Annotated in this window: 26 protein-coding genes; 9 read left to right on the top strand and 17 right to left on the bottom strand. The window is 45.7% G+C overall.

All coding sequences use genetic code 11. The features are described 5' to 3' along the window. The first annotated feature begins 71 nt into the window (after positions 1 to 71). On the top strand, positions 72 to 656 hold the full coding sequence (locus BLV62_RS23380) for a hypothetical protein (protein ID WP_089764817.1): 585 nt from the start codon (positions 72 to 74) through the stop codon (positions 654 to 656). A gap of 181 nt (positions 657 to 837) precedes the next feature. Here BLV62_RS23380 and purU read toward each other — a convergent pair whose 3' ends face one another. Further along, positions 838 to 1,707: a formyltetrahydrofolate deformylase gene (gene purU, locus BLV62_RS23385; protein WP_089764819.1), complete on the bottom strand. Its 870-nt coding sequence runs from the start codon at positions 1,705 to 1,707 to the stop codon at positions 838 to 840. A gap of 51 nt (positions 1,708 to 1,758) precedes the next feature. Here purU and BLV62_RS23390 point away from each other — a divergent pair, with 51 nt between their 5' ends. Further along, positions 1,759 to 2,229, top strand: a complete 471-nt coding sequence (locus BLV62_RS23390; RefSeq protein WP_258522446.1) for a metallophosphoesterase family protein — start codon at positions 1,759 to 1,761, stop codon at positions 2,227 to 2,229. Positions 2,230 to 2,258: 29 nt separating this feature from the next. Beyond that, positions 2,259 to 3,311: a DUF4421 domain-containing protein gene (locus BLV62_RS23395; RefSeq protein ID WP_089764823.1), complete on the top strand. Its 1,053-nt coding sequence runs from the start codon at positions 2,259 to 2,261 to the stop codon at positions 3,309 to 3,311. Here the strand turns inward: BLV62_RS23395 and BLV62_RS23400 are convergent. From BLV62_RS23400 to BLV62_RS23410, 3 genes are all read right to left on the bottom strand, one after another. Next, positions 3,308 to 3,889 (bottom strand): LOG family protein, encoded by a 582-nt coding sequence (locus BLV62_RS23400; protein WP_089764825.1) that lies wholly within the window; start codon positions 3,887 to 3,889, stop codon positions 3,308 to 3,310. The two genes, BLV62_RS23395 and BLV62_RS23400, sit on opposite strands and share 4 nt — an antisense overlap. 3 nt (positions 3,890 to 3,892) lie before the next feature. After that, complete coding sequence (locus BLV62_RS23405; protein ID WP_089764827.1) at positions 3,893 to 4,522, bottom strand: HD domain-containing protein; 630 nt, start codon at positions 4,520 to 4,522, stop codon at positions 3,893 to 3,895. A gap of 121 nt (positions 4,523 to 4,643) precedes the next feature. After that, positions 4,644 to 6,911 (bottom strand): aconitate hydratase, encoded by a 2,268-nt coding sequence (locus BLV62_RS23410; RefSeq protein ID WP_089764828.1) that lies wholly within the window; start codon positions 6,909 to 6,911, stop codon positions 4,644 to 4,646. A gap of 347 nt (positions 6,912 to 7,258) precedes the next feature. On the opposite strand from BLV62_RS23410, the gene BLV62_RS23415 reads away from it, so the two are divergent. Then, entirely contained in the window at positions 7,259 to 7,480 is a 222-nt protein-coding gene (locus tag BLV62_RS23415) for a PspC domain-containing protein (protein ID WP_089764830.1), read from the top strand. A gap of 218 nt (positions 7,481 to 7,698) precedes the next feature. Here the strand turns inward: BLV62_RS23415 and BLV62_RS23420 are convergent, their stop codons facing one another. Both BLV62_RS23420 and kdsA read right to left on the bottom strand, forming a co-directional pair. Continuing rightward, the gene (locus tag BLV62_RS23420; protein WP_089764832.1) at positions 7,699 to 8,103 is read right to left on the bottom strand and encodes a hypothetical protein; all 405 of its coding nucleotides are present in this window, start codon (positions 8,101 to 8,103) and stop codon (positions 7,699 to 7,701) included. Between the two features lie 69 nt (positions 8,104 to 8,172). Further along, positions 8,173 to 8,988 carry a 3-deoxy-8-phosphooctulonate synthase gene (kdsA, locus tag BLV62_RS23425; RefSeq protein WP_089764833.1) on the bottom strand — a complete coding sequence of 272 codons (816 nt, stop codon included), beginning with the start codon at positions 8,986 to 8,988 and terminating at the stop codon, positions 8,173 to 8,175. A 247-nt stretch (positions 8,989 to 9,235) separates the two neighbouring features. Between kdsA and BLV62_RS23430 the strand changes: the two genes are divergently transcribed. Next, positions 9,236 to 10,174 (top strand): NAD-dependent epimerase/dehydratase family protein, encoded by a 939-nt coding sequence (locus BLV62_RS23430; RefSeq protein WP_089764835.1) that lies wholly within the window; start codon positions 9,236 to 9,238, stop codon positions 10,172 to 10,174. A gap of 100 nt (positions 10,175 to 10,274) precedes the next feature. Here the strand turns inward: BLV62_RS23430 and BLV62_RS23435 are convergent, their stop codons facing one another. The 11 genes from BLV62_RS23435 to BLV62_RS23485 form a co-directional block, all read right to left on the bottom strand. Next, on the bottom strand, positions 10,275 to 11,123 hold the full coding sequence (locus tag BLV62_RS23435; protein WP_225889687.1) for a sigma-70 family RNA polymerase sigma factor: 849 nt from the start codon (positions 11,121 to 11,123) through the stop codon (positions 10,275 to 10,277). 24 nt (positions 11,124 to 11,147) lie between these two features. Next, complete coding sequence (locus BLV62_RS23440) at positions 11,148 to 11,600, bottom strand: carboxymuconolactone decarboxylase family protein (protein ID WP_089764839.1); 453 nt, start codon at positions 11,598 to 11,600, stop codon at positions 11,148 to 11,150. A gap of 149 nt (positions 11,601 to 11,749) precedes the next feature. After that, positions 11,750 to 12,997 (bottom strand): sulfate adenylyltransferase subunit 1, encoded by a 1,248-nt coding sequence (locus tag BLV62_RS23445; RefSeq protein WP_089764841.1) that lies wholly within the window; start codon positions 12,995 to 12,997, stop codon positions 11,750 to 11,752. Between the two features lie 30 nt (positions 12,998 to 13,027). After that, positions 13,028 to 13,936, bottom strand: a complete 909-nt coding sequence (cysD, locus tag BLV62_RS23450) for a sulfate adenylyltransferase subunit CysD (RefSeq protein WP_089764842.1) — start codon at positions 13,934 to 13,936, stop codon at positions 13,028 to 13,030. A 31-nt stretch (positions 13,937 to 13,967) separates the two neighbouring features. Beyond that, complete coding sequence (locus BLV62_RS23455; RefSeq protein ID WP_089764844.1) at positions 13,968 to 14,651, bottom strand: phosphoadenylyl-sulfate reductase; 684 nt, start codon at positions 14,649 to 14,651, stop codon at positions 13,968 to 13,970. 222 nt (positions 14,652 to 14,873) lie between these two features. After that, complete coding sequence (locus BLV62_RS23460; RefSeq protein ID WP_089764846.1) at positions 14,874 to 15,287, bottom strand: RrF2 family transcriptional regulator; 414 nt, start codon at positions 15,285 to 15,287, stop codon at positions 14,874 to 14,876. A gap of 113 nt (positions 15,288 to 15,400) precedes the next feature. After that, positions 15,401 to 16,120 carry a 4-hydroxy-tetrahydrodipicolinate reductase gene (gene dapB / locus BLV62_RS23465; protein ID WP_089764848.1) on the bottom strand — a complete coding sequence of 240 codons (720 nt, stop codon included), beginning with the start codon at positions 16,118 to 16,120 and terminating at the stop codon, positions 15,401 to 15,403. 46 nt (positions 16,121 to 16,166) lie between these two features. Then, on the bottom strand, positions 16,167 to 16,835 hold the full coding sequence (locus BLV62_RS23470) for a DUF5683 domain-containing protein (protein ID WP_139170366.1): 669 nt from the start codon (positions 16,833 to 16,835) through the stop codon (positions 16,167 to 16,169). Positions 16,836 to 16,881: 46 nt separating this feature from the next. Beyond that, on the bottom strand, positions 16,882 to 17,796 hold the full coding sequence (locus BLV62_RS23475) for a ParB/RepB/Spo0J family partition protein (RefSeq protein WP_089764852.1): 915 nt from the start codon (positions 17,794 to 17,796) through the stop codon (positions 16,882 to 16,884). Beyond that, positions 17,780 to 18,601: a ParA family protein gene (locus BLV62_RS23480; protein ID WP_089764853.1), complete on the bottom strand. Its 822-nt coding sequence runs from the start codon at positions 18,599 to 18,601 to the stop codon at positions 17,780 to 17,782. The genes BLV62_RS23475 and BLV62_RS23480 overlap by 17 nt, the downstream gene beginning before the upstream one ends. Positions 18,602 to 18,668: 67 nt before the next feature. Beyond that, entirely contained in the window at positions 18,669 to 19,349 is a 681-nt protein-coding gene (locus tag BLV62_RS23485) for a metal-dependent hydrolase (protein ID WP_089764855.1), read from the bottom strand. Positions 19,350 to 19,786: 437 nt separating this feature from the next. On the opposite strand from BLV62_RS23485, the gene BLV62_RS23490 reads away from it, so the two are divergent. From BLV62_RS23490 to lon, 4 genes are all read left to right on the top strand, one after another. Next, a complete protein-coding gene (locus BLV62_RS23490) occupies positions 19,787 to 21,046 on the top strand; it encodes a metallophosphoesterase (RefSeq protein WP_089764857.1) in 1,260 nt (419 codons plus the stop codon). A 181-nt stretch (positions 21,047 to 21,227) separates the two neighbouring features. Continuing rightward, complete coding sequence (locus BLV62_RS23495) at positions 21,228 to 22,064, top strand: hypothetical protein (RefSeq protein ID WP_139170367.1); 837 nt, start codon at positions 21,228 to 21,230, stop codon at positions 22,062 to 22,064. A 109-nt stretch (positions 22,065 to 22,173) separates the two neighbouring features. Further along, positions 22,174 to 22,779: a porin family protein gene (locus BLV62_RS23500; protein ID WP_089764861.1), complete on the top strand. Its 606-nt coding sequence runs from the start codon at positions 22,174 to 22,176 to the stop codon at positions 22,777 to 22,779. Positions 22,780 to 23,135: 356 nt separating this feature from the next. Continuing rightward, a complete protein-coding gene (gene lon, locus BLV62_RS23505; protein ID WP_089764862.1) occupies positions 23,136 to 25,538 on the top strand; it encodes an endopeptidase La in 2,403 nt (800 codons plus the stop codon). The last annotated feature ends 90 nt before the right edge of the window (positions 25,539 to 25,628 follow it).

The raw sequence follows: 25,628 nt of genomic DNA on the forward strand, positions 1-25,628 counted from the left end.
GATAAAAAAAATCAATCGGTTTTGAACGTTATTAAAAGAATTAATATATTTGCGCACTAAATTTTTTTAATATGAAACGTTTCCCCAAACTACTAATGTTAGGAATGCTATGCTGCCTCTCCACAGCGGTTTTTGCTCAAAAGATCAAACTTCAGAACGGCGACCTCTCTGTATTTGAAGGACAGAAAGAATTGAATGTCGAGTTTACCTATGACAATTTGAAAGTTGGCAAGGAAGACGAAGCCGACTATGTAAAAAGAAGAACTGCCGAATACAACAACAAGGAGGCAGGAAAAGGCGACAACTGGGCCAAAGCCTGGGTAGATGACAGGAAGAACAGGTTTGAACCGAAATTTGACGAGTTATTCAACGAGAATGGCGATATCAAAGTAGGATCTTATCCTTCCGCCAAGTACACCATGGTTTTCCACACCACATTTATTGAACCTGGTTTTAACGTAGGCGTTGTACGTAAAAACTCGTACATCGATGCGGAAGTTACCATCGTCGAAACAGCTTCCCGCAAAGAAGTGGCAAAGATCTCCATCGATAACGCTCCCGGCAGAATGATGGGTATGGACTTCGATACCGGCATGCGCATCACCGAATCCTACGCCGTATCCGGCAAGAAGCTCGCTAAGTTCGTGCGTAAATAGTTTCACGCAAAGGAGCAAAGAAAAGCAAAGGCGCATAAGATTTTTTGATCGAAGCGAATTTTAAGAAGCAAAGGGATGAGGATTATGTTTTATAACACAATCTTCGCTCTCTTTGCTTTCTTATTTTCATCTTAAAAAAAATCTTATGCGCCTTTGCTTTTCTTTGCGCCTTTGCGTGAAACTAAAACACGATGGTTTTGTTGCCGTGCAGGATCACACGGTCGTCTATGTGGGCTTTCACGGCACGGGTAAGTACCTGTCGTTCGATGTCGCGGCCTAACATGACAAGATCTTCCACGGTGTGTTTATGGCTTACCCTCGCTACATCCTGTTCAATGATAGGCCCTTCGTCGAGTTCATCTGTAACGTAGTGGGCGGTGGCGCCTATCAGTTTTACTCCTCTTGCATACGCGTTCTGGTATGGTTTTGCACCTGCGAAAGCAGGCAGGAAGGAATGATGGATGTTGATGATGCGCTGGGGGAAGTGTTTAACGAAATTGGCCGAAAGGATCTGCATATAACGGGCCAGTACGGTGAAGTCGACCTGGTGATCGTGCAGCAACTGTATGGTTTTGGCTTCCTGTTCAGCTTTGTTGGCGGCAGTTACCGGGATATGATGGAATGGGATGCCAAAATTGGCCACATCTTTTTCCAGGGTCCGGTGATTGCTGATCACAAGTGGTATATCTACCTGCAACTCCCCGCTTTTCCATCTCCATAATAATTCCAGCAGGCAATGGTCGTAGGCCGATACCATGATAGCCATTTGTTTACGGCGATCGGAATAATCTATGGTCCATTCCATTTGCAGGGGAGTGGCTACCTGTGCCTGGAAGGCAGCTTCCAGCGCAGCTTTATCGAGGTTCGGCAGGAGGAATTCCATACGCATGAAAAATAAACCTTCCCGCGGATCAGTACTGTGTTGACTGGCATCCAGTATATTTGCACCGGATTGGTATAGGAACTGCGATACGCCGGCTACTATACCTGGTTTATCAGGACAGCAGATCAGCAGGCATGCAGTAGGCTGTTGTGTATTACTAAAAAGCATAATCCCTAAAATATAAATTAAATATCATCTCATTTGAAAAAAATAGGATTGATGTCAGATACCCACAATTATCTGCATCCACAAGTATTTAAGTATTTTGAAGACGTAGATGAGATATGGCATGCGGGAGATATAGGGAATGCAGGACTGGCCGACCAATTGGAGGCATTTAAGCCTTTCAGGGCGGTTTACGGCAATATCGACGGGGCAGATATCCGTATCCGTTACCCCGAAGTATTAAGGTTCACAGTAGAAGATGTTCCCGTTTTGATGATACATATAGGCGGTTACCCGGGAAAATACGCCCCGGGCGTGAAAGCCATGATACAGCAGCAGCCTCCCAAACTATTTATCAGCGGCCATTCGCACATTCTGAAGGTGATACCCGACCCGGCACTGCATTTGTTGCATATGAACCCGGGCGCCTGCGGACAACAGGGATGGCATAAAGTGAAAACCTTATTACGGTTCAGGATCGACGCCGGGAACATCCAGGAACTTGAAGTGATAGAGCTTCCCTGATCATTTTTCATCTTACAACCTACAACATAATGAATCTACGATACTGGATAGTATTACTGTTAGGAATTACCACGATCGGCCAGGCAAGGGGGCAGGGACGCTTCCTGAAATGGCTGAAAACAGAGAATGATACAGCGTATATCGCCGATTACACGGAAGATATCACTTTCAGGCTCTATGGTTCCCGCAAATACACCAAGTATGATATCATAGACAGGAAAAATAAAACAGATGTCCTCTATCGCCCCAATACCCCATTCAACGTTGGATTTGGAGCTAATTACCGCTTCCTCGGCATCAACATCGGCTTCAATCTTCCCTTTATTAACCGCCATAATGATAAATACGGGAAAACCAAGTATATCGACCTGCAATCGCATATTTACCTGCGCAAGATCGTAGTCGATTTCTATGGCCAGTACTATAAAGGCTATTACATTGCCAATCCTGAAAAGGTATTCGGGAAAGAATATGCAGCCCGGCATCCCTACCCGCAAAGGCCGGATCTGCGCAACATCGATTTCGGGCTGAATGTCCAGTATGTGTTTAATGATAAACGGTTTTCGTACCGGGCGCCTAACCTGCAGAACGAATACCAGCACAAAAGCGCCGGGTCGCTTATTGTAGGCGGAGAGATCTTCCTGGGCAGGATCAAAGGCGATTCTTCCCTGATCCCTCCTAACATGCAGGACACCCTGTTCCTTAGAGAGCTGCCTTTTTATAAGACCAATATTTCTTCCCTGGCTGCCAATGTAGGCTATGCCTATACATTCGTATTGAAGCAGCACTTCTTCCTGTCGCTGTCGCTGACCGCCGGTTTGGGAGGCAATGCTACCAGTCTTTTCCTGGAAAACGGGGAGGTGAAACGGAATGTAGGGATACAGTTCAGCAATACGGTAAGAGCTTCTATGGGATATAATTCGCATCGTTATTTTGCCGGGGTCCATTACGTTGGCATGGCTACCCGAAGCGGGATGGCGGTACCGCATACCTACCAGACCTTTGGTACAGGTAATTTCAGGGTTAGCCTGGTAAGGCGGTTCGCCCTGAAAAAACCTTTATGGAATATGAAAGCGATCTAGCTTTTTTCCGGTGTTATCCACTTTGTTTTAAGCGGGGGCTGGTATTGTTCCAGTTTCACCAGCAGTTCGTCTATCCTGTTGCTATGCAGCAGCATCTCCTTGTTCTCGGTAGTTAAGAATGCTTTGCTGTTCATGGTTTGCGCCAGTTGCAGCAACGGATCGTAGAAGCCGTTGGTGTTCAGCAGGCCTACAGGTTTCCTGTGCAGGCCCAGCTGGCCCCAGGTAAGCATTTCAAAGAGTTCTTCCATGGTGCCGAAGCCGCCCGGAAGCGCTATTACAGCATCGCTCAACTCGTTCATTTTGGTTTTGCGTTCGTGCATTGTGTCTACCAGTATCAGCTCTGTCAGATCATTATGTGCCAGTTCTTTTTGTTGAAGAAAATAAGGCAATACGCCTATTACCTTTCCGTTGGCTTGCAATGCGCCGTCGGCTACTGCGCCCATCAATCCTACTTTTGCGCCTCCGTACACCAACGTCAATCCCCGTTTGGCAAGGGCCTGGCCAAGCTCATAGGCCTGTTGTAGGTATGCAGGTTCATTGCCTGCACTGGATCCGCAAAAAACGACTACACTTTTCATAGTTTATAAATTGGTTATTTCTGTTTCAATATTTTTTCTTGCTGCCGCCTCGTAGCGGGAGCGGAATTCGGCTGTTTTATAGATGGCCGGCATTTGCAGGAAATGTTGCAATACCTTTTTCCTGCCTGGTTTATAAAGAAGATCCGGGTATTGGATGTATTCCTGCCTGATCTGCCGCGTGTATGCTTCATAGATGGCTGGCTCAGCTCCGAGGATCTGCAGGTCAAAGTCGAGCAGGTAATCCACGTCGGGTTGCTGATCTGCATTTACATGGGTTTTGGTAGCCATGATATATGCTTTAACCCTGGCTGTTTTTTCGGCAGGGAAGCCTGTTCTTTCCAGGTGTTGTACCGCTGCTTCGGCGCTTTCTTCTTCATTCGTTTTACTGCTTGCATTGTATACATAGTCATGGAAGAAGATAGAAAAAGCAACAACGTCTGTTTCCCTCAGCAGGGAAGCGTATTCCTGCAGGGAATTGAACATGGCCTGTATATGATGCAGGGTATGGTAATAACGGCCCTTGCTTTCGTAGGCCAGTACCAGGTCTGCGAAGGTTTGGTCGGTAAACTGGCGATCGGTGGTAATGGATTGATGGAGCTGGTTCCAATGGGCCTTAAGTTCGTCTGTTAACATAGCAGGCAGATAATAGTACAGAGCGAAGATAAAGGTTTTGGGGAGATGGGTTGATTGAAAATAAAAAGGTTGTCTCTATTAGAACAGAGACAACCTTTTCCATTACTTAAACCGGGAAAGACTATGCTTTCGCGAATTGAGCGCGGATCACATTCAGCGCGCCGCCTGCTTTGAACCACTCGATCTGTTGTTCGTTGTACGTGTGGTTTACAGGGAACTGCTCAGTAGAACCGTCTTTATGATGCAATTCGATGGTTAATTGTTTACCTGGTGCGAATTCGGTAAGGCCGAGGATATCGATGGTATCATCTTCCTGGATCTTATCGTAATCTTCTTTATCAGCGAAGGTCAGCGCGAGCATACCTTGCTTTTTCAGGTTAGTTTCGTGGATACGCGCGAAGGATTTAACCAGGATCGCACGAACGCCGAGGTGACGTGGTTCCATTGCAGCGTGTTCGCGGCTGGAGCCTTCACCATAGTTTTCGTCACCCACTACAACAGCGCCTAAACCAGCAGCCTTGTAAGCGCGCATGGTTGCAGGAACAGGACCGTATTCGCCGGTCAGTGCATTCTTAACGGTATCGGTTTTATCGTTGAAGGCGTTCACTGCGCCAATCAGCATGTTGTTGGAGATGTTATCCAGGTGGCCGCGGTATTTCAACCATGGACCAGCCATAGAGATGTGGTCAGTGGTACATTTGCCTTTCGCTTTGATGAGGAGTTTCAGACCTTTCAGATCAGTGCCTTCCCATGCAGCGAATGGAGCCAGCAGTTGCAGACGATCGGAGGTAGGAGAAACAATTACCTGAACGCCGCTACCGTCTTCGGCAGGAGCCTGGTAACCTGCATCTTCCACAGCGAACCCTTTAACCGGCAGTTCAAAGCCTTTAGGTTCATCCAGCTTCACATCTTCGCCGTTCTTGTTTTTCAGGGTATCTGTCAGCGGGTTGAAAGTAAGGTCGCCGGCAATAGCCAGGGCAGTAACGATTTCAGGAGAAGCAACGAAAGCGTGGGTAGAAGCCAGACCGTCGTTCCTTTTCGCGAAGTTACGGTTGAAGGAAGTGATGATAGAGTTCTTGCGGTTAGGATCATCGATGTGACGAGCCCATTGACCGATGCAAGGACCGCAGGCGTTAGCCAGCACTACACCGCCCACTTTGTCGAATGTGTTCAGTAAACCGTCTCTTTCGATGGTGTAACGAACCAGTTCAGAACCTGGGGTGATGGTATATTCAGATTTCATTTCCAGGCCTTTGTCCAGGGCTTGCTGAGCCAGGGATGCAGAGCGGGAAATATCTTCGTAGGAAGAGTTGGTGCAGGAACCGATGAGGGCTACTTCCAGTTTCTCAGGCCAGTTGTTTTCTTTTACTGCCTGTGCAAACTTAGAGATAGGCCAAGCCAGATCCGGGGTAAACGGACCATTTACATATGGTTCCAGTTCATCCAGGTTGATCTCGATCAGTTGATCGTAGTATTTTGCAGGATCGGCATATACTTCAGCATCCGGGCGGAGGTGATCTTTCACTGCATCGGCCAGGGTAGCTACTTCAGTTCTGCCGGTGATTTTCAGGTATTCAGCCATTTTGCTGTCATAAGCAAACAGAGAGCAGGTAGCACCGATCTCAGCGCCCATGTTACAGATAGTAGCTTTACCGGTTGCGCTGAAGCTGTCGGCGCCTTCGCCAAAGTATTCCACGATTGCACCGGTACCGCCTTTTACGGTGAGGATACCAGCCACTTTCAGGATAATATCTTTTGCAGAGGTCCATCCGCTCATTTTACCGGTCAGTTTAACACCGATCAGTTTTGGCATTTTAAGTTCCCAAGGTAAGCCAGCCATTACGTCTACAGCGTCTGCACCGCCAACACCGATAGCCACCATACCCAAACCACCTGCGTTAGGAGTGTGAGAGTCAGTTCCGATCATCATACCACCAGGGAAAGCATAGTTTTCCAGTACTACCTGGTGAATAATACCTGCACCTGGTTTCCAGAAACCGATACCGTATTTGTCAGAGATAGAAGAAAGGAAATCGTAAACTTCTTTGTTAGTGTCAATAGCCGTCGCCAAGTCTTGCTTTGCGCCAACTTTTGCCTGTATAAGGTGGTCACAGTGAACAGTGGAGGGAACCGCAACTTTATCACGGCCGCAGGTCATAAACTGGAGCAATGCCATTTGGGCGGTTGCATCCTGCATAGCTACGCGATCCGGAGCAAATTCAACATAGGATTTGCCTCTTTCGTAGGGCGTGGTAGTAGGTGCATACAGATGAGCGTACAAAATCTTCTCGGCAAGTGTCAGCGGACGACCCAGCATTTTACGGGTTGCTTCCACTTTACCCGGTAGTGCCGCATACACTTTTTTAATCATGTCAATATCAAACACCATGGGAAAAAAAATATTTAAGAGCGGTTAAAAATTGCTCGCAAAATTAACTAAAAACAAACAAGTTTTTAAATTAAAAAACGTAAGATATAATTGGCTGAGCCGGAACCCCTAGTACCGAAAACGTTCACCAGGGCGGCGAAAAACGGCTGAAAGGGCTGTGGTAGCCAGATAGGTGGTTATTTCATTTTAACATTTTGATGGGGATTTTTCTTCTCATCCAATAGCGCCGCTGAAGCTGATTTAACGAAATGATTATTTTAAATAATTGATATTCAATATATAGATAATTTGTTATGCAACCTGGCCGGACTCTTGTTTTTACTATCGGAATTTGATAAATTTGATTTATGAACCGTATAAAAGATTTTGTGGAATGGAAGGCGTTTGGCGTGTGTGCCGCTATTGGGGAAAAACTGGGAGTGGCCTCATCACGCATACGCATCTTTTTCATCTATGCCACCTTTCTGACAATGGGTTCACCCCTCATTGTTTATATGATCCTCGCCTTTTGGGTTAACATGAAAGCATACATCCAGAACGCCAGGAGAAACCCTTTACGTTACTTATAGCTCTCGGAGTTTCACGCAAAGGAGTTTCACGCAAAGAGGCAAAGAAGCAAAGAAGCATAAGAAGTTTTTTTAAGGAAAATAAGAAAGCAAAGGAGTTGAAGATTGTGTTATATAACATAATTTTCAACTCCTTTGCTTTCTTAAAATTCGCTTCGGTCAAAATATCTTATGCTTCTTTGCTTCTTTGCCTCTTTGCGTGAAACTCCTTCGCGTGAAACCTACTCGAGGTGGAAGTTGGTCATCGCATGGTAGTGGTTCTGCAATTCGTTTAATGTAATGGGCGCGTTCAGACTCCTGGTTTCGTCCCGGTAATGCAGTTGCAGTAAAGGCTCATGCCCTGGTTCAAAAAATCTTACAGAAAACGGCCCTCTTACATATAAGTCGCCGCCACCTTTGGTTGAACCGGCTTCATCTTTGTGAAACTGCAGTTTTAGCAAGGTTTCAGGAGTCAGGTGTATCGGAACCAGGTTGTCCAGGTCGTACCAATACTCGTTGTCGCCTTCCGTTGCTACTAACACTTTTTTTTCGAAATGATCCACCTGTACAATGGTTCCTTCTTTCTCTGCTCCTCCATAGTTTGTGATAACGGTATCACCAGATTTTAAATCGTGAATGTTAATCATAGTGAGCTGGATTTAGTGCACTATGAATTTACAGAAAAGAAGGTAAAGCAGCAAAAAAGGAGTCGTTAACTAGCGAACTACCTTCCTGATCTCTACCAGTTTCTCCAGCAGCTCTTCCAGCAGATCCAGGTGCAGCATATTGGCGCCATCAGATTTTGCTTTGGAAGGATCAGGATGTGTTTCTATGAATAAACCATCAGCGCCTGTTGCAATAGCTGCTTTCGCTATAGTGCCTATCAGGTGAGGGTTACCGCCGGTAACGCCGCTGCTTTGGTTAGGTTGTTGCAAGGAGTGCGTACAATCCATGATCACCGGTTCTCCGAACTGTTTCATGATAGGAATATTCCTGTAATCCACCACCAGGTCCTGGTAGCCGAACGTTGTACCGCGCTCTGTAAGCATAATGCGATCGTTGCCCGCTCCCTTTATCTTTTCAACAGCAAATTTCATTGCTTCCCCGCTCAGGAACTGGCCTTTCTTCACATTAACGAATTTGCCTGTTTCCGCTGCGGCGATCAGTATATCCGTCTGGCGACATAAGAACGCCGGGATCTGCAATACATCCACGTATGCAGCAGCCATTGCAGCTTCTGCAGCAGAGTGGATATCTGAAGTCACCGGAACATTAAAGTGCTTGCCTATCTTGTTTACCAGCTCCAGTCCTTCCACATCTCCTATACCCGTAAAAGAATGTACACTGGTACGGTTAGCCTTACGGTAAGATGCTTTGAATATATAAGGAATGGATAAACGTTTACAAATAGCCGTCACACGTTCTGCTACTGTCATCAGTATCGATTCTTCCTCCACCACACAAGGACCTGCAATCAGGAAGAAATTTTCCGGGTTATACTGCTCCTGGAACAATGATTTTAAATGCTTCATTTTATATGGGTCTTTGTTAGAAGGTGCAAAGATAAGCCTTTTTAAAGGCTAATCCCTATTATCAGCGCCTATATCACGGCCTGAAATGCTAATATTGTCATAAAATTGTAATCTGACGAGGTTGTCTCATCATCTCATTTGCTTTCATTGTTATAGCATTGTCATGCTGCGAAGGGGACTGAATGTAAATACAGCGGAAGCAGTTAATATTACGGTCCGATTTAAAAAGTTACAACCATAATTTGTTATGAAGAAAGATAAGATCCTGGTAATTGGCGCCTGTGGCCAGATTGGCGTAGAGTTGACACTAGCGTTAAGGAAGATGTATGGAGATGCTAACGTAGTAGCTTCAGACCTGAGGGAGGAACATGAACTGCTGAAAGGCACAGGACCTTATGTGTCGCTGGATGTGATGAACAAAGAAATGTTGCACGTACTGGTGATCCGACATAACATTACCCAGATCTACCTGCTGGCGGCTATCCTTTCTGCCACCGGCGAAAAGAACCCGTTACTGGCATGGCATATCAATATGCAAAGCCTGCTGAACGTACTGGATATTGCGAAAGAAGAGAACCTGGATAAAGTTTACTGGCCAAGCTCCATCGCAGTATTTGGTCCTAACTCTCCTGCTAAGGAAACGCCTCAGCATACGATCATCGAACCAACTACCATCTATGGTATCAGCAAATTTGCAGGCGAACGCTGGTGCGAATACTACAACCACCGTTTCGGCGTAGATGTACGCAGTCTTCGTTACCCGGGCCTTATCAGCTATAAATCTGCACCCGGCGGAGGAACGACCGATTACGCAGTTGAAATTTTCCATGAAGCGAAAGAACATCAGAAATACACCAGCTTCCTGTCGGAAAATACTTACCTGCCTATGATGTACATGCCGGATGCCATCAGGGCTACCATAGAACTGATGGAAGCAGATGCCGCCAAGATCACTGTCCGTTCTGCCTATAACTTGTCTGCCATGAGTTTCTCGCCAAAAGAAATAGGTGCAGAGATCAGGAAGCATATACCTTCGTTTGAACTCAGTTACCAGCCGGATTACCGTCAGCAGATCGCCGATGGCTGGCCGGATAGCATGGACGATTCACAGGCCCGCAAAGACTGGGGTTGGAAACCGGAATATGACCTGGAAAAGATGACGGCAGATATGTTGAAAAATATTTAATCACTGCAGGTTACACAAAATAGCAAAAGAGGCTGACCCACATTACAGGTCAGCCCTTATTATCTATGATAGTTATCGTTTGCCCATCTCCGGGATACATCTACTCAATAACAAACTGCTTCAGTTTATTCGGGTCTACCACGTTATTGATGCGCAGGATCGTATTTCCATCTTCGCTGACATCAAAGATCTGGCAGGTAACTACACGGCCCTTGTACGTATAAACGAAAGCCGGTTGATGATTCACCCACCTGAAAGTAACTTCCGCTTTGGATAAATACCTGGTATAAATAATCTGCAATATTTCCAGGACATCCGTAACGCCTTCCGTGATCTTGCGAACCACTTTCAGTTGGCCGCCATCCGCCACCATCGTCACTTCCGAATATAACATACTTTCCAGCCGCTTTACATCTCCCTGCCTGATCGCATCTATGTAATCAGCTAACAGCCTGGAAGTCTGTTGTTGCTGCGCCGCCGTTCTCACAGCCGGTCCCGGCTTAAATAGCCTTGTTTTTGCACGGCTTAACAGTTTCCTGGAGTATTCTTCCGAAATGGAAAGCACAGCTGCTATTTCCTTATGGTCGTAGTCGAAGCTCTCGCGAAGTATAAATACCGCCCGCTCCATGGTGCTCAAACGCTCCATTAGTACCATCAGCGAATACGAAAGGATATCTTTCATATTGATGTTTTTATCTGCGTTATCGTCTGTTGCCACAGGCTCCGGCAGCCATTCGGGTGTTGCAGCGCTAACCCGTTTGTTCCTGTTCTTGGTATTAATAGCCAGGTTGATGACACTTCTTATCAGGTAATTTTTTTCGTCGTTCACCCCTTCGCGGGAAGTGGTGTAATACTTCGATACTACTTCCTGTACTACGTCCTTTGCATCTTCTACCGAGCCAAGGATATTATAGGCGTAAGGAAAGAGCAACTGTTGATAGGCTTCCATAATCCGGTGCTTTTGAATTTAAATTTAGGCAAATTGTCCAACCTGGTAACCTCCCGGAACTGTAAGGAAGGCGCGGTTAAGCCTGTTCCAGGTGTTGATAGCCGCTACTGCAAGGGTAATATCGGCAATTTGCTGTTTGTTGAAAAAACGGCTTATTTCTTCATATGTTTCGTCTGTTACGTGCAGGGTGTTCACTTCTTCTGCATAAGCCAGTACCGCTCTTTCTGCGTCCGTGTAGTAAGGGCATTCCCTCCAGGCGCTTAAAGAATATAAACGTTGAGGATCTTCTCCTAACGCGATGGCGTCTTTATAGTGCATATCCAGGCAAAATGCGCAGCCATTGATAGTAGATATGCGGAAGTTGATCAGCTCCAGTAAAATAGGGTCTAACCCGCTTTTCTTTACATAACCGCCTAACCTGAAAAGACCGTCTGAAAATGCTTTAGGAAGTTCCATGAAATTAATTCTTGCTTGCATGACTGTTAGTTTTTAAAATGATTGTTTGCGTTTAACAGTAATAAGACCAAACAGGAAATCAAAACGTGACAACTTCCGGAAAAAATTTCAAAAAAAAATTCCCAGCCTGTTTAAAGGGCTGGGAATTAAGTAGTTATAAAAATAAATCGTCAGATCACGAATCCTACCCCTACGGTAGTATTGTTGAATTCATCGATTAAGATAAAAGCGCCGTTAGCCGGGTTATCAGCATATTTATCTGCAAAAACGGGAGCGGCTGTTCGCAGGGTGATCCTGCCAATATCGTTCAGTCCCATTTCCGTTTTGTTATCATGCTGGGTGAGAGTCGTTACATCCGTTACGAAGTTGATCTGTGAAACTTTGGCTTTAACGCGGTTAACGCCATGTTGCAACAGGTAGGTTTTACCCGCCGCCAGTTTTTGCTGATCCATCCAGCAGATATCGGCAGTGAGTTCTTTCAGCGGTTCGGCAACGGCGTCGGATTTCACCAGCATATTGCCCCTGCTGCTATCGATCTCGTCTTCCAGGGTGATCACCACGCTTTCTTTGGCATGGGCTACCTCCAGTTGTTTCTCGAACTGTTCGATGGTTTTGATCCTGCTTTTCTGACCGCTGGGGAGCGAAATAACTTCATCGCCTACACGGAACTGCCCGCTGGCCACTTTACCGGCGAATCCGCGGAAATCGTGGTATTCGGTGGTCCGTGGGCGGATCACGCTTTGTATAGGAAACCTTGCGGGGTGTTGCTTGTCTGCATGATCGAAAGATACGCCTTCCAGGTACTCGAGCAGGGAAGGACCCTCGTACCAGTCGATAGCCCCGGTACGGGAAGCTACGTTTTCGCCATACAGGGAAGAGATCGGGATGAACTGTACCGATTGGCCTTTATAGCCTGCATTGTCCAATACCTGCTGGAAGTCTTCCACTATCTGGTTGAAGCGGGCCTGGTTGTATTCTACCAGGTCCATTTTATTCACACATACTACCAGGTAGGGGATACGCAGCAGGTTGGCGATAAAGAAGTGACGATGCGTTTGTTCCACGATTCCTTTGCGGGCGTCGATAAGGATCAGGGATACCTGGGCGTTGGAAGCGCCGGTAACCATGTTCCGGGTATATTCGATATGCCCCGGGGTATCGGCAATAATATATTTACGGGTAGGGGTAGAGAAGTAGATATGCGCCACATCGATGGTGATACCCTGTTCTCTTTCAGCTACCAGGCCGTCTGTTAATAAGGAAAGATCAGTATAATCAAGCCCTTTGCGTTTGCTGGCTGCATGTAATGCTTCCATTTTATCCTGGGGGATGGAATTGGTGTCGTAAAGTAAACGACCAATGAGCGTACTTTTTCCATCATCTACACTACCTGAAGTGGCTATACGTAAAACCTCCATATATGTTGCTGGGTTTTGAATTAAAGTTGATTAGAAGTATCCTGCCTGTTTTCTTTTTTCCATGGCGGCTTCGGAGCGTTTGTCGTCTATTCTTGCGCCGCGTTCGGAGATCTTGGCTTCCATGATCTCTGCAATGATATCTTCCAGTTTATCGGCTTCTGAAAGTACGGCAGCGGTACAGGTCATGTCTCCGACCGTACGGAAACGGACTTTGCTGCGGAAAGGCACTTCGTCGGCAGTTGTATTGAGGAAAGAGGAGTAAGGCCAGTAAAGTCCGTCTCTTTCGATGATCTCTCTTTCGTGCGAGAAATAGATGGATGGGATGCGCAGGTTTTCCCTTACGATGTAATTCCATACATCTAATTCCGTCCAGTTGGAGATAGGGAATACCCTAACGTTTTCGCCTATATTAATTTTGCCGTTCAGGATATCGAAGAGTTCAGGGCGCTGCATTTTTGCGTTCCACTGCCCAAATTCGTCCCGTACGCTGAAGATCCTTTCCTTGGCGCGGGCTTTTTCTTCATCACGGCGGGCGCCGCCGATGCAGGCGTCGAATTTGCCTTCTTCGATTGCATCCAGGAGGGTTACAGTCTGAAGGGCATTACGGCTTGCGTATTTACCTGTTTCTTCCTGTACTTTTCCCTGGTCTATGCTATCCTGTACTTTACGTATAATGATATCCAGTCCCAGCTCGTTTACCAGCCAGTCGCGGAATTCGATGGTTTCAGGGAAGTTATGGCCTGTATCCACGTGTAATAACGGGAAAGGGATCTTACCCGGGTAAAATGCTTTTTGTGCTAACCTGACAAGGGTGATAGAATCTTTTCCACCTGAAAAAAGTAATACAGGCTTCTCAAATTGCGCTACTGTTTCACGAAGAATATAAATTGCTTCGTCTTCCAGTGCCTGCGGGAATTCCCAATTTATTTTATTAGTCATAGACTCTGCTGATTTAACGCTTAAAGAATGATTAACCGTGCAATCCACATTCCTTGTGTGACTGCTCCCACCACCAACGGCCGGCGCGGGGATGTTCACCGGGTTCGATGGCGCGTGTACACGGTGCGCAGCCGATACTGATAAACCCTTTATCGTGAAGTTTATTATAAGGAACCTTGTGTTTTTCGAGGTACGCTAAAACTTCGTCGTAGCCCCAGTGAATGAGGGGGTTGTATTTGTACATGCGGCGTTGTTCGTCCCACTCGAGGATTTCCATACCCTGGCGGTTTTCAGACTGTTCGGCGCGCAGGCCGGTGATCCAAACCTTTACGCCTTCCAACGCCCTGTTTAAAGGAACGATCTTGCGGATGCGACAACACTCTTTACGGTTGTCTATTGATTCATAAAAGCTGTTGGGGCCTTTTTCTGATACCAGTTTCTCTACGGCGGCAGTTTCCGGGTAATAAACGGCAATAGGTTGGTTGTAACGGGCCATGGTCAGGTCCATTACATCGTATGTCTCCTGGAAAAGTCGGCCAGTGTCAAGGGTAAATACTTTCACTGGTAAATGATTCCGCCAGATAATATCTGATATTACCTGGTCTTCCTGGCCAAAGGAGGTGGAAAAGGCTACGCCTCCGGGAAATTGTTCCAGCAGGTAGCTGATGGCTTCCTCAACCGGTTTGTTGGCCAGTGCGGTGGTAATGTCTGTCATTTAAGTACGATTGATTGATAGTGCCAGCGAAGTAGAAATTAATCACTTCATCGACAAAAATACATAAATCCTATAAAAAAGATAGACTAATTTTTACCGGCGGTCCTGAAATTTTTAAGCGGTGGATGTGAATTTTTTCGCAAGTGTTGGTTGGTCCAATTCTGAAAATAAAAAGGCTGACCATTTTCCAATGGCCAGCCTCAATAATCAAAAGTAATTCGATTACCTTGTCAGGATATCTTTTAAACTCTTGTTTTCCAATATTTTAAGTGTGGAGTCCCTTACTTTTCCCATCACTTCGTTGAGCCCACAGGTGGCCTCATCTCTGCAGTTTTCGCAGCGTTCATAGTAATTCAGACTCACACAAGGTAATAAGGCAATGGGTCCGTCCAGCAGGCGGATAATTTTAGCCAGGGCGATCTCCTTGGGAGGACGCATCAGGTAATAGCCGCCGCCTTTTCCCTTTTTACTACCCAGGATTCCGGCATTTTTCAGCTCCAGCAGGATATTTTCCAGGAATTTGATGGAAATATTTTTTTCCTGGGCAATCTCGGATATCAGGATTGGTCCTTTATCTACATTCTCTGCCAGGTGAATCAATGCGTGAAATGCGTATTGTGTTTTCTTTGATAACATAATCCCTCCAGGATGTTCTTTAAGTGGTGGTGAGCACTAAAAATCTGGCTGCAAAGATAAGCAGTTTTTCCCGTCTGCAGTCGGAGCGGCGCCAGATATTGATTTTCAATCCGTTAGCCCAGGTTCAATACATCACGCATGGTAAATACACCTTTTTTATCGTGTATATACTCGGCGGCTACAACAGCGCCGGCGGCAAAGCCCTGGCGGGAGTGAGCGGTATGAGTGATAGTGATATCGTCGATCTCTGAGGTATAAGTAACTGTGTGGGTACCCGGAGCCGGATCTATCCGTTTGGAGACGATGCCGAGGTTGGCTGCCTGGTCTGTATCTTCATTTACCCAGCCTGATTTGCGTGGCACCACTTCCAGGATCTGTTCGGCCAGGGAAATAGCGGTTCCGCTGGGCGCATCTTTCTTCTGGGTATGATGGATCTCTTCCATCTTGATATTGTACTGCGGCTGGCTCGCCATAAGAGCTGCCAGTTTTTTATTTACCTCGAAGAAGATATTTACACCAATACTGAAGTTGGTAGTATGGAGAAAAGACTGGTTCTTTTCTTTGCAAAGCGCCTTGATCTCCGGAAGTTTCTCTAACCAGCCGGTGGTGCCGCTTACTACCGGTACATTTGCATCGAAGCACTTGAGGATATTGTGGTAGGCGGTTTCAGGAGTGGTGAATTCAATTGCAACATCGGCCTTGCTAAGGTGTTCCTTTTCGAGCAGGTGCTGGCTGTTGATATCAATTTTGAGGATCACCTCATGTCCTTTTGCCGTAGCAATAGCATCTATTGCCTGGCCCATTTTCCCATATCCTATAAGTGCAATTTTCATGACTTTATCGATGTTGTATGTTAGGTTGATTAAATGTGATTAGCGATCAGCGACCAGCGAAGTACTTGCTGCGGGTCGATTTTTTACCGCCACCGATGGAGAGGGTTATCCCAACGCCCAGTGTACGGTTATTGATGAGGGTAGGAGAGATCCTCATACTCAGGTCGTCTGACATATCAAAGTTCTTCAGGTGCGCAAACACCGTTGCATCCACGATATTCAGACCATAAGCCAGGATGAAGAACAATACGGAATAGTCGACATACTGCCTGAACTGATCCCGGTTCAGTTTTAAATACTCGGTATCATAAGGTACAGTTTCGCCTGTATCATTGGTGTCGGGGTTGCCGTCCATTCTCAGGCGGTAGGCATCCCTGAACATTTTGTAAACTTTCATATTGTCTATGAAGAAATAGGTACAGGTACCCAGTGCTGCATAAACAAGCGGCATTTTCCAATATTCCCTGTTATAGGCTTGTCCAAGACCTGGAAAAACAGCCGAGTAAAGCGCTGCTTTCCTGGGGCTGTGAGGCAGTTTGGAGTTGGGCACATAAGCCGAATCTGTAAACAGGCTGTTGTTAGCCTTTTTTACTGTATCAGCGGGGCGGATTGGAGTAGTAGTAATGCTGATCGTGGTGTCGGCGCCTGTGGTGTGTACAGGCCGCAGTGTATCCTGTTGCGCCTGCAATGGTACCACGAGCACTACAACCAGCAAAAACAATAAGAAATAACGTAATGATCGAGTTATATATCCAGCCAGATTAGCCACCGTATAAGTCTATTTTTTCGAGAATACTATTCAGTTCTTCGTCCGAATAGAATTCGATTAGAATACTTCCCTTACCATTTTTCCCTCTGTCCAGTTTCACTTTTGTGGAGAAGTGAGACGCCAGCTGGTCTTGAATCTTTTGAAATGATGGAGGTAATTTGACTTTAGCCTGTTGAGGAGCGGCTTTTACAGCCTGGTTGATCTTACGGGCCAGTTCTTCGGTCTGACGAACGGAGAGGCCTGTTTTTATGATCTCGTTATACAGGAAAAGCTGGTTTTCTATATTATCCACGCCTGTTAAAACCCTGGCATGGCCCATACTCAGATGTCCGTTCCGGACAGCGACCTGGATATCAGGGGGCAGTTTCAGCAAACGGATATAGTTGGTAACAGTACTTCTTTCTTTACCCATGCGGTCGGCCACCTGTTCCTGTGTCAGGTTGCATTCATCCATCAGTCGTTTATAACTGAGGCCTACCTCGATGGCGTTAAGGTTTTCCCTTTGCAGGTTTTCGAGCAGGGCTAATTCCAGGAGTTCCTGGTCGTTGGCCTGTCGTACATACGCGGGAATATCTTTTAATCCGGCTAATTTGCTGGCCCTGAGACGTCTTTCACCTGCGATAAGCTGGTATTTTTTACCATTTATCTTGGCAACAGTGATAGGCTGAATGATGTCGTGTAATTTGATCGACTGGCTCAGTTCCTGCAAAGATACCTCATCAAAGTCGCGGCGCGGCTGTTTGGGATTGGTTACAATCTGTTCCAGCGGAATGCGTTCAATACCGGTAGCGGTGGCCACTACCTCTTTTCCCAGGGCATTGGTAGTATGCTTCAGATCTGTATCGATATTTTGAAGCAATGAGCGAATACCTTTGCCCAACGCCTCTTTCTTACTTGGATTGGTCATCGTTGATAGCTAGGATTTTATCTTTGGTTTTAATTTTCGTGTAGTCGTGTTTCTGCAGGATCTCTTTGGCCAGGTTCAGGTAGTTGATAGCCCCGGTGCTGGCAGCGTCGTACATAATTACGGACTTGCCAAAGCTGGGCGCTTCCCCGAGTTTGGTGTTGCGGTGAATGATAGTATCAAACACGCTCTCTTCGAAGTGTTGTTTTACTTCATCTACCACCTGGTTGCTGAGTCGTAAACGGCCATCATACATGGTCATCAGGATCCCTTCTATTTCCAGTTCAATATTCAGGCGGCTTTGAACGATCTTGATGGTATTGAGCAATTTACCTAATCCTTCCAGTGCGAAGAATTCGCATTGTACGGGAATAATAACGGAATTAGAAGCTACCAGGGCGTTTACGGTGATCAGACCCAGGGAAGGAGAGCAGTCTACGATGACGAAATCGTAATCTCCTTCTACTGATTCTATCACTTGTTTCATTACCCTTTCCCTGTTAGGATGGTTGATCAGCTCCAGTTCTGCACCTACCAGGTCGATATGCGATGGTAACACCTTTAAATTAGGCGTATCAGATTCTAATATAACGTCTTTGGCCTGCACATCGTTTACCATACAATCATACAGGCTCTGTTGCACATTGCGCAGGTCGAAACCCAGCCCCGTAGTACTGTTAGCCTGGGGATCGGCATCTACTAACAACGTCTTGTATTCCAAGACAGCCAGGCTGCTTGCGAGGTTGATAGCACTTGTTGTTTTTCCTACGCCACCTTTCTGGTTAGCGATTGCGATTATTCTTGCCATTGTGTAATTTAAAAATTCAAAGGTTATTTATAGGATAAAGGATAAATTATATAACATCACTTCTTCCTCAAACCTCGATTGTACTTCCGATTTCCGGAAGGATCAATTCAACCCCGGCGTCGTCAAACAGCTTAACTGCTTCTTCAGTATCTATTTTCACATAGCCAAAGGTGTTATAATGTACGCCGATGATCTTATCACATTCGATCAGTTCAGCAGCGGCAATAGCATCTTCAATACCCATTGTAAAGTTGTCGCCGATGGGTAAAATGGCGAAATCCAGCGTCGTGATCGCCGGAACAAGTTCCATATCCAATGTCAGCGCAGTATCCCCGGAATAATAGAAATTGCCTTCATCTGTCATGAATACAAAGCCTAGCGGATTTCCTCCGTAAGAGCCATCCGGCAGGCCGCTCGAATGCTGAGCCACCACGCATTTCACAGTACCAAAAGAGAATTTCCACTTGCCGCCCGTATTCATTGGGTGCAGGTTTTCTACTCCCTTGCTTTTCGCCCACATCACTATCTCATAATTAGAAACCACTTTGGCGCCGGTACGCTTTGCCAGGTCTATCAGGTCGGCGGTATGGTCTTCATGCCCGTGCGACACAAAAATATAATCCGCTTCTATCTTGCTGATATCCACACTCTTTGCCAGCTCATTATGTGTAATGAACGGGTCGAAAAGCACTTTTTTTCCCTGAATTTCTACCGCAAAGCAGGAATGGCCGTAACAAGTATACTTCATGCGTGTCGTTTTTTGACTCCCGGATTCTCAAGAAAATTAGCGCTTTTCCAAGAATTGCCGGCATTTCGGTTCAATAATCCCTAATTTCCGGAATAAAAATAGCTTAATCGGCCAAAAATACAACGAATAGACAAAAATCAGGAGTTACCTTATATTTATTTATACACAAAGTGTCCGCAAAGTTGTGTCCTGCTTTTTTAAAAAGGGTTAATTTTTAGCCGGTTCGGTTATTTATATGATGAAATTATTAAATGTTTTTACTGGCCTGCCGGGTAGCAAAAGTACTGTTTATCCCCTCGCCAAAAAAAAATTAAAAACATACAATTCTTCTTATTGTTATTCGTCTGTATACCAGGTACAAACCTGTTTTAACTTTTTCGAGCAATTTGGTTATAGTAAATTGCTAAATTATTATATAGCTATATTAAATTTTGATAATGCGACCCGGCTTGAACTCAATAGTACTGATACTTTTCCTGATAATACTTGACATTTATGTATTCCAGGCGCTCCGGGCGCTGGTATATATGTCCAGCCCCCGAGTAAGAACCATCACTTATTCCTCCTATTGGGCCGTTTCCGGGATCTGCATCCTTATGGTGGCCATACTGCCCTATATCAACTGGGCGCACTGGCCTAACACGGTAAAATCGTACCTGCTGGCCGTATTCATCGGGCTGGTACTGGCAAAACTGTTCGTAGTTGTATTTTTACTGATAGATGATATCCGCCGTGCCATCGTATTCCTGGTCCGCAAGTTTGGCAGCGCTTCCGCAGCCGCCCCGGCCGAAAATGGCATCAACCGCTCCCAATTCCTCGTAAAACTGGGATTGTTAACCGGCGGCGCTTTCTTTGGCTCTCTTATCTACGGCTTTTCAAATAAATATAATTATCATGTCCGTAAAGTGAAACTGGCTTTCGGCAACCTGCCCGCAGCCTTCAAAGGATTAAGGGTAGTGCAGATATCGGATGTACATTCAGGCAGCTTTACCAACAGGGAAGCCGTGATGAAGGGAATTAAAATGATCAATGACCAGAAACCCGATATCGTTCTGTTCACCGGCGACCTGGTAAACGAACGGGCCGTGGAAATGGATCAATGGATGGATGTTTTCAACCAGATCAAAGCGCCTATGGGGGTTTATTCGACCCTGGGGAACCACGATTACGGCGACTACTACCCATGGCCGGATATGGATGCGCGGGGCTACAGCCCCCTTCGGGAAGCCAACCTGCAGGCCCTGAAAGATGTACATGGCAAAATGGGATGGAAGCTCCTGAACAACGAAAACGTCGTCTTCGAACGGGGGAACGATAAAATAGCCCTGATCGGAATTGAGAACTGGAGCGCCCTGAAACGCTTCACCAAATACGGCGATCTGAAAAAAGCTTATTCCGGAACAGAAGATATTCCTTTCAAATTATTAATGTCGCACGATCCCACTCACTGGGATGCACAGGTACGTCCTGAATACCCGGATATAGACCTGATGCTGGCCGGTCATACCCACGGCATGCAATACGGCATCGAGATCCCGGGATTCAAATGGAGCCCTGCCAACTTCATTTACAAAGAATGGGCAGGATTGTACAGGAACGGGAAACAATTCCTGTACGTGAACCGCGGATTCGGGTTCCTCGGTTACCCGGGCCGGGTAGGAATTCTGCCAGAGATCACCGTGATCGACCTGGTTTAAAAGACCGCTAAACGACAGAAATAGTCTGTTTACCCACACAAATAGCTTTTTCACAGGAACTTTGTGCAATAAACAGGCTATTGCTTTATCTTGTGGGCACGTACTTTACAATATGCGCCTATACTTCTTTACTATACTGTTGTTTTGTAGCAATATTGCCGCAGGCCAGACTTTAGCAGAGTTGGAAAAACAGCTTGATTCGTTGCTGCAAAAACAGCAGCGCAGCGAAGTAATGATCGGCGCAGGCTATGGCAATAATCCCGCTTACGGAAGCAAGGTGAATAATTTCGATAATCCTATTGTTCTCAAACCATATTTATCTCCTTCTGTATCTTACTATCATAAAAGCGGCTGGTATGCAGGCGTCAGCTCTTATTACCTGTTGAACTCAATCGGCCAGCCCTGGTTTGAATGGGATCTTACTGCCGGGTATGATTATACGAAGAACAGGAATTTTTTAACCGGTATCTCTTATACCCGTTACCTGTTCAATGATTCGTCTGATGTGCCGGGCACGCCGATCAAAAATGAACTCTTTGCTTATTTCTATTACCGCAAATGGTGGATAGAGCCCGGGTTAAGCCTGGACTACGGCTGGGGAACGCATACAACATCGGCAACGCATATACGGGAATCGCTGAGGGGAAATGATTTTAACCTGATATTATCCGCCCGTCATCCGTTCATGTTTACGGGGATATTCGGTTTAGGAGATGCCTGCATCCTTACTCCGTCAACCAATGTAACTTTGGGTACCGCTAATTATTACAGCAACCTGAAAGCGCCCCAGTACCTGGCCAGGGAGCCCAAACCTTTTAAGGGCAAAGGTTCCGGCAAAGAATTGAACTTTGAAGACCATACGAAATTTGAAGCGAGGGCCATCGATATAACAGTGAACTGTTCCTACTTTTTAAATCATTTTACTATTACCCCATCTTACACGCTCTTCAAACCTTTTACAGGTAATAATCAAAATGTTATGAGCTACTTTACCACCCGGCTGTACTACAGTTTTTGAAAACTTTAACAAATAGCACGGAATTTGTATTCAGGGATATTCATTGCCGGCATAGGGGTATTAATAGGCTGGTACGTCTATATTTTAACCATTACTAACAAAATAGAATATGAAAAAACTGTTTCTCGCCGTCGCGGTATTATTGATTGCAACTGTTTCTACTGTTAAATCTCAGGACAGATTATTACGCTTCGGTATTAAAGGAGGCGCCAACCTTGGAAAACTTGATGGAAGTGGATTCCAGGATGGTTTCAAACTTGGTTACCATTTGGGCGGTTTTGCACAACTCAGATTAGTAAAAGGTTTTGGAGTACAGGGTGAACTTGTTTTCTCTTCTACCAAAACAGAAACAACAGACGATTTCAGCAAAATCTATGAAGGCGTAAGTACAGCCGACGACCGCAAAAAGATCAATCTGAATTACCTCAGCATTCCATTGTTAGCGAACATTGACCTTGGTACTCCCCGTTTAAAATTACAGGTAGGTCCTCAGTTCGGCGCCCTGGTAAGCGACAGGAAAGTGCTTGGCGCTGCCAAAGAAGCGTTTAAAGGCGGTGAAATTTCCGGTGTTGCCGGTTTATGGTTGCAATTGCCGATCGTAAACGTGAGCGCCCGCTACATCATCGGGTTTAATGATGTAAAAGGTTTAGAGACTATAAACTCCAGCAACTGGAAAAACCAAAGCATCCAGCTGGGCGTTGGCGTCACCTTATAAGTGTTTCACGCAAAGCAGCAAAGTAAGCAAAGAAGCGTAAGAAATTTATAAAGAAGCATAAGAAATTAAAGAAGGAACATAAGCTTTGTTTAAGAGCGAAGATTAAAATAGTAATATATTTATTTGTACTACTATTTAATCTTCGCTTCTTTTTTAATTCTTATGCTTCTTTATAAATTTCTTACGCTTCTTTATAAATTTCTTACGCTTCTTTGCTTACTTTGCTGCTTTGCGTGAAATAAACTGACAAGCCGTCACTTGGCACCAAACTTGACAATGATAGGTACGCACATAAAATTGAGGACAGGTGCACGTGTTACTGTCAGAATGTCCTCGAACGGATTTAAATATCTAAGATGAACAGATTTTATTTAGGAAATTCAGAAGATGAAATGGAGTTCATGCCAATTATCCCTCTAAATGAAGAAGGTGAAGGACAGGACGATGAGCAGTTCCCTGATGAATTGGCATTATTACCATTACGCAATACAGTGTTGTTTCCCGGCGTAGTATTACCTATTACAGTAGGGCGCGACAAGTCTATAAAGGCAGTAAATGATGCTTATAAAACGGATAAATCGATTGGCGTTGTCGCACAGAAAGACAGTACAATAGAAGATCCCGAAATACAGGACCTCAGCGAAGTAGGTACGGTAGCCCGCATCGTGAAACTCATCAAAATGCCCGATGGCGGCACTACCATCATTATCCAGGGCCGGAAACGTTTCAGGATAAATGAAATATTGACAGAGGAGCCGTATTTCAAAGCCAAAGTTGACATCCTCCAGGATGTAACAGAAGAAAATGATTCAGAATTTGAAGCCTATATTTCTTCAATCAAAGACCTGGCGGCACAAATTATCCAGTTGTCGCCCAACCTGCCTTCTGAAGCGAGTATCATTCTTAAGAACATAGAGAATGCTTCGTTCCTGGTGCATTTTGTGTCTTCCAACCTGAATTCCGATCTGAAAGACAAACAGCGGTTACTGGAAATAGACAACCTGCGTACAAGGGCGGAATTACTGATGAAACTCTTGCAGACAGAATTGCAGTTAGCGGAGCTGAAGAACAAGATCACCAATAAAACAAAAGCAGATCTTGATAAACAGCAACGCGACTACTTCCTTCAACAACAAATGAAATCCATTAAGGAGGAGTTGGGAGGAGATACCAATGACCGTGAGCTGAAGGAAATGAAGCGCAAGGCGGAAGAGAAGAAGTGGCCGAAAGCGGCTGCAGAAGCTTTTGCGAAAGGAATAGAGAAACTGGAAAGGATGCATCCGAGCACCCCGGACTACAGCGTGGTTTACAATCACCTGGACCTGTTGCTGGATCTGCCCTGGGAATCTTACACCACCGATAGCTACGATCTTAAAAAAGCCAAGAAGATATTGGATCATGACCACTACGGCATGGACAAGATCAAAGAAAGGATACTGGAATACCTGGCGGTGCTGAAACTGAAAGGCGACATGAAATCGCCGATCTTATGTTTCGTAGGCCCTCCGGGTATTGGTAAAACATCTTTAGGCCGGTCTATCGCCAATGCAGTTGGCCGCAAATACGTTCGGCTGAGCCTTGGCGGACTGCACGACGAGAGCGAGATCAGGGGCCACCGTAAAACCTATATCGGGGCAATGCCTGGCCGTGTTGTACAATCCATCCGCAAGGTGAAATCATCCAACCCGGTAATGATCCTCGACGAGATCGATAAGATAGGCAATGATCTGCGCGGCGATCCTAGTTCCGCATTGCTGGAAGTACTGGACCCTGAACAGAACAGTACCTTCTATGATAATTACCTGGAACTGGAATATGACCTGAGCAAAGTATTATTCATCGCCACAGCCAACAACATCAATGCTATTCACCCGGCGCTGAGAGACCGCCTGGAGATCATTGACCTGAGCGGTTATTCGATAGAAGAGAAAATTGAAATTGCCAAACGTCACCTGCTTCCTAAGCAGAAAGAAGCCCATGGACTGAAAGATCTGAAGATCAAAATACCTAACACGGTCCTGGAGCACCTGATAGGCGATTATACCAGGGAAAGCGGCGTAAGGGAATTAGACAGGCAGATTGCCGCCATCATGCGTAACCTGGCAAAACAGGTAGCATTGGAGGAAGAGGTGCCTGACACATTAACAGACCATGAAGTACAGGAGATCTTAGGGAAACCAAGATATTCCAATGAAATATACAAGGTAGGTAATCCTCCGGGCGTAGCAGTAGGTTTAGCCTGGACTTATGTAGGCGGAGATATTCTTTTCATTGAAACCAGTTTGAGTGAAGGAAAAGGAGATCTGAAGCTGACAGGTAACCTGGGTAATGTAATGAAAGAATCGGCCGTTACTGCGCTGACTTACCTGCAAGCCCATGCCGCTGAGTTGAAAATAGATCCTAAATTATTTTCGTCCAAGAGCGTACATATTCACGTTCCTGAAGGCGCTGTACCGAAAGACGGTCCTAGCGCGGGTATCACGATGCTCACTGCCCTGGCGTCGCTTTACACCAACCGTAAGGTGAAATCCTACCTGGCAATGACAGGTGAAATAACTTTACGCGGCCAGGTGCTTCCGGTAGGAGGCATCAAGGAGAAGATCCTTGCTGCCAAGAGAGCGGGTATCAAGGAAGTGATATTGTGCTGGCAGAACGAGAAAGATATTAAAGAAATTAATCCGGCATACATTAAAGGAATGAAATTCCATTATGTAAGGGAAATGAACCAAGTGCTGGAAATAGCGTTATTAAAGAAATAAAACCGCGTAACATTGCTGCCAGTCATGACGGCAATTCATATAAGTTCATGCCGGTTTTGTTGTGATCCGGTATGAATTACATGTTGATTG

The organism is Chitinophaga terrae (ex Kim and Jung 2007) (assembly GCF_900107795.1).
Taxonomy (GTDB): domain Bacteria; phylum Bacteroidota; class Bacteroidia; order Chitinophagales; family Chitinophagaceae; genus Chitinophaga; species Chitinophaga terrae.

Coding starts and splice junctions, on each gene's coding strand:
- kdsA (WP_089764833.1), bottom strand. CDS start 8,988: ATGAAGCATTTAAAATCATTGTTCCAGGAGCAGTATAACCCGGAAAAT.
- BLV62_RS23440 (WP_089764839.1), bottom strand. CDS start 11,600: ATGCAAGCAAGAATTAATTTCATGGAACTTCCTAAAGCATTTTCAGAC.
- BLV62_RS23490 (WP_089764857.1), top strand. CDS start 19,787: ATGCGACCCGGCTTGAACTCAATAGTACTGATACTTTTCCTGATAATA.
- BLV62_RS23475 (WP_089764852.1), bottom strand. CDS start 17,796: ATGACCAATCCAAGTAAGAAAGAGGCGTTGGGCAAAGGTATTCGCTCA.
- cysD (WP_089764842.1), bottom strand. CDS start 13,936: ATGACTAATAAAATAAATTGGGAATTCCCGCAGGCACTGGAAGACGAA.
- dapB (WP_089764848.1), bottom strand. CDS start 16,120: ATGAAAATTGCACTTATAGGATATGGGAAAATGGGCCAGGCAATAGAT.
- BLV62_RS23400 (WP_089764825.1), bottom strand. CDS start 3,889: ATGAAAAGTGTAGTCGTTTTTTGCGGATCCAGTGCAGGCAATGAACCT.
- BLV62_RS23405 (WP_089764827.1), bottom strand. CDS start 4,522: ATGTTAACAGACGAACTTAAGGCCCATTGGAACCAGCTCCATCAATCC.
- BLV62_RS23390 (WP_258522446.1), top strand. CDS start 1,759: ATGTCAGATACCCACAATTATCTGCATCCACAAGTATTTAAGTATTTT.
- BLV62_RS23395 (WP_089764823.1), top strand. CDS start 2,259: ATGAATCTACGATACTGGATAGTATTACTGTTAGGAATTACCACGATC.
- BLV62_RS23500 (WP_089764861.1), top strand. CDS start 22,174: ATGAAAAAACTGTTTCTCGCCGTCGCGGTATTATTGATTGCAACTGTT.
- BLV62_RS23415 (WP_089764830.1), top strand. CDS start 7,259: ATGAACCGTATAAAAGATTTTGTGGAATGGAAGGCGTTTGGCGTGTGT.
- BLV62_RS23430 (WP_089764835.1), top strand. CDS start 9,236: ATGAAGAAAGATAAGATCCTGGTAATTGGCGCCTGTGGCCAGATTGGC.
- BLV62_RS23460 (WP_089764846.1), bottom strand. CDS start 15,287: ATGTTATCAAAGAAAACACAATACGCATTTCACGCATTGATTCACCTG.
- BLV62_RS23445 (WP_089764841.1), bottom strand. CDS start 12,997: ATGGAGGTTTTACGTATAGCCACTTCAGGTAGTGTAGATGATGGAAAA.
- BLV62_RS23455 (WP_089764844.1), bottom strand. CDS start 14,651: ATGACAGACATTACCACCGCACTGGCCAACAAACCGGTTGAGGAAGCC.
- BLV62_RS23435 (WP_225889687.1), bottom strand. CDS start 11,123: ATGGAAGCCTATCAACAGTTGCTCTTTCCTTACGCCTATAATATCCTT.
- purU (WP_089764819.1), bottom strand. CDS start 1,707: ATGCTTTTTAGTAATACACAACAGCCTACTGCATGCCTGCTGATCTGC.
- BLV62_RS23420 (WP_089764832.1), bottom strand. CDS start 8,103: ATGATTAACATTCACGATTTAAAATCTGGTGATACCGTTATCACAAAC.
- lon (WP_089764862.1), top strand. CDS start 23,136: ATGAACAGATTTTATTTAGGAAATTCAGAAGATGAAATGGAGTTCATG.
- BLV62_RS23380 (WP_089764817.1), top strand. CDS start 72: ATGAAACGTTTCCCCAAACTACTAATGTTAGGAATGCTATGCTGCCTC.
- BLV62_RS23485 (WP_089764855.1), bottom strand. CDS start 19,349: ATGAAGTATACTTGTTACGGCCATTCCTGCTTTGCGGTAGAAATTCAG.
- BLV62_RS23480 (WP_089764853.1), bottom strand. CDS start 18,601: ATGGCAAGAATAATCGCAATCGCTAACCAGAAAGGTGGCGTAGGAAAA.
- BLV62_RS23410 (WP_089764828.1), bottom strand. CDS start 6,911: ATGGTGTTTGATATTGACATGATTAAAAAAGTGTATGCGGCACTACCG.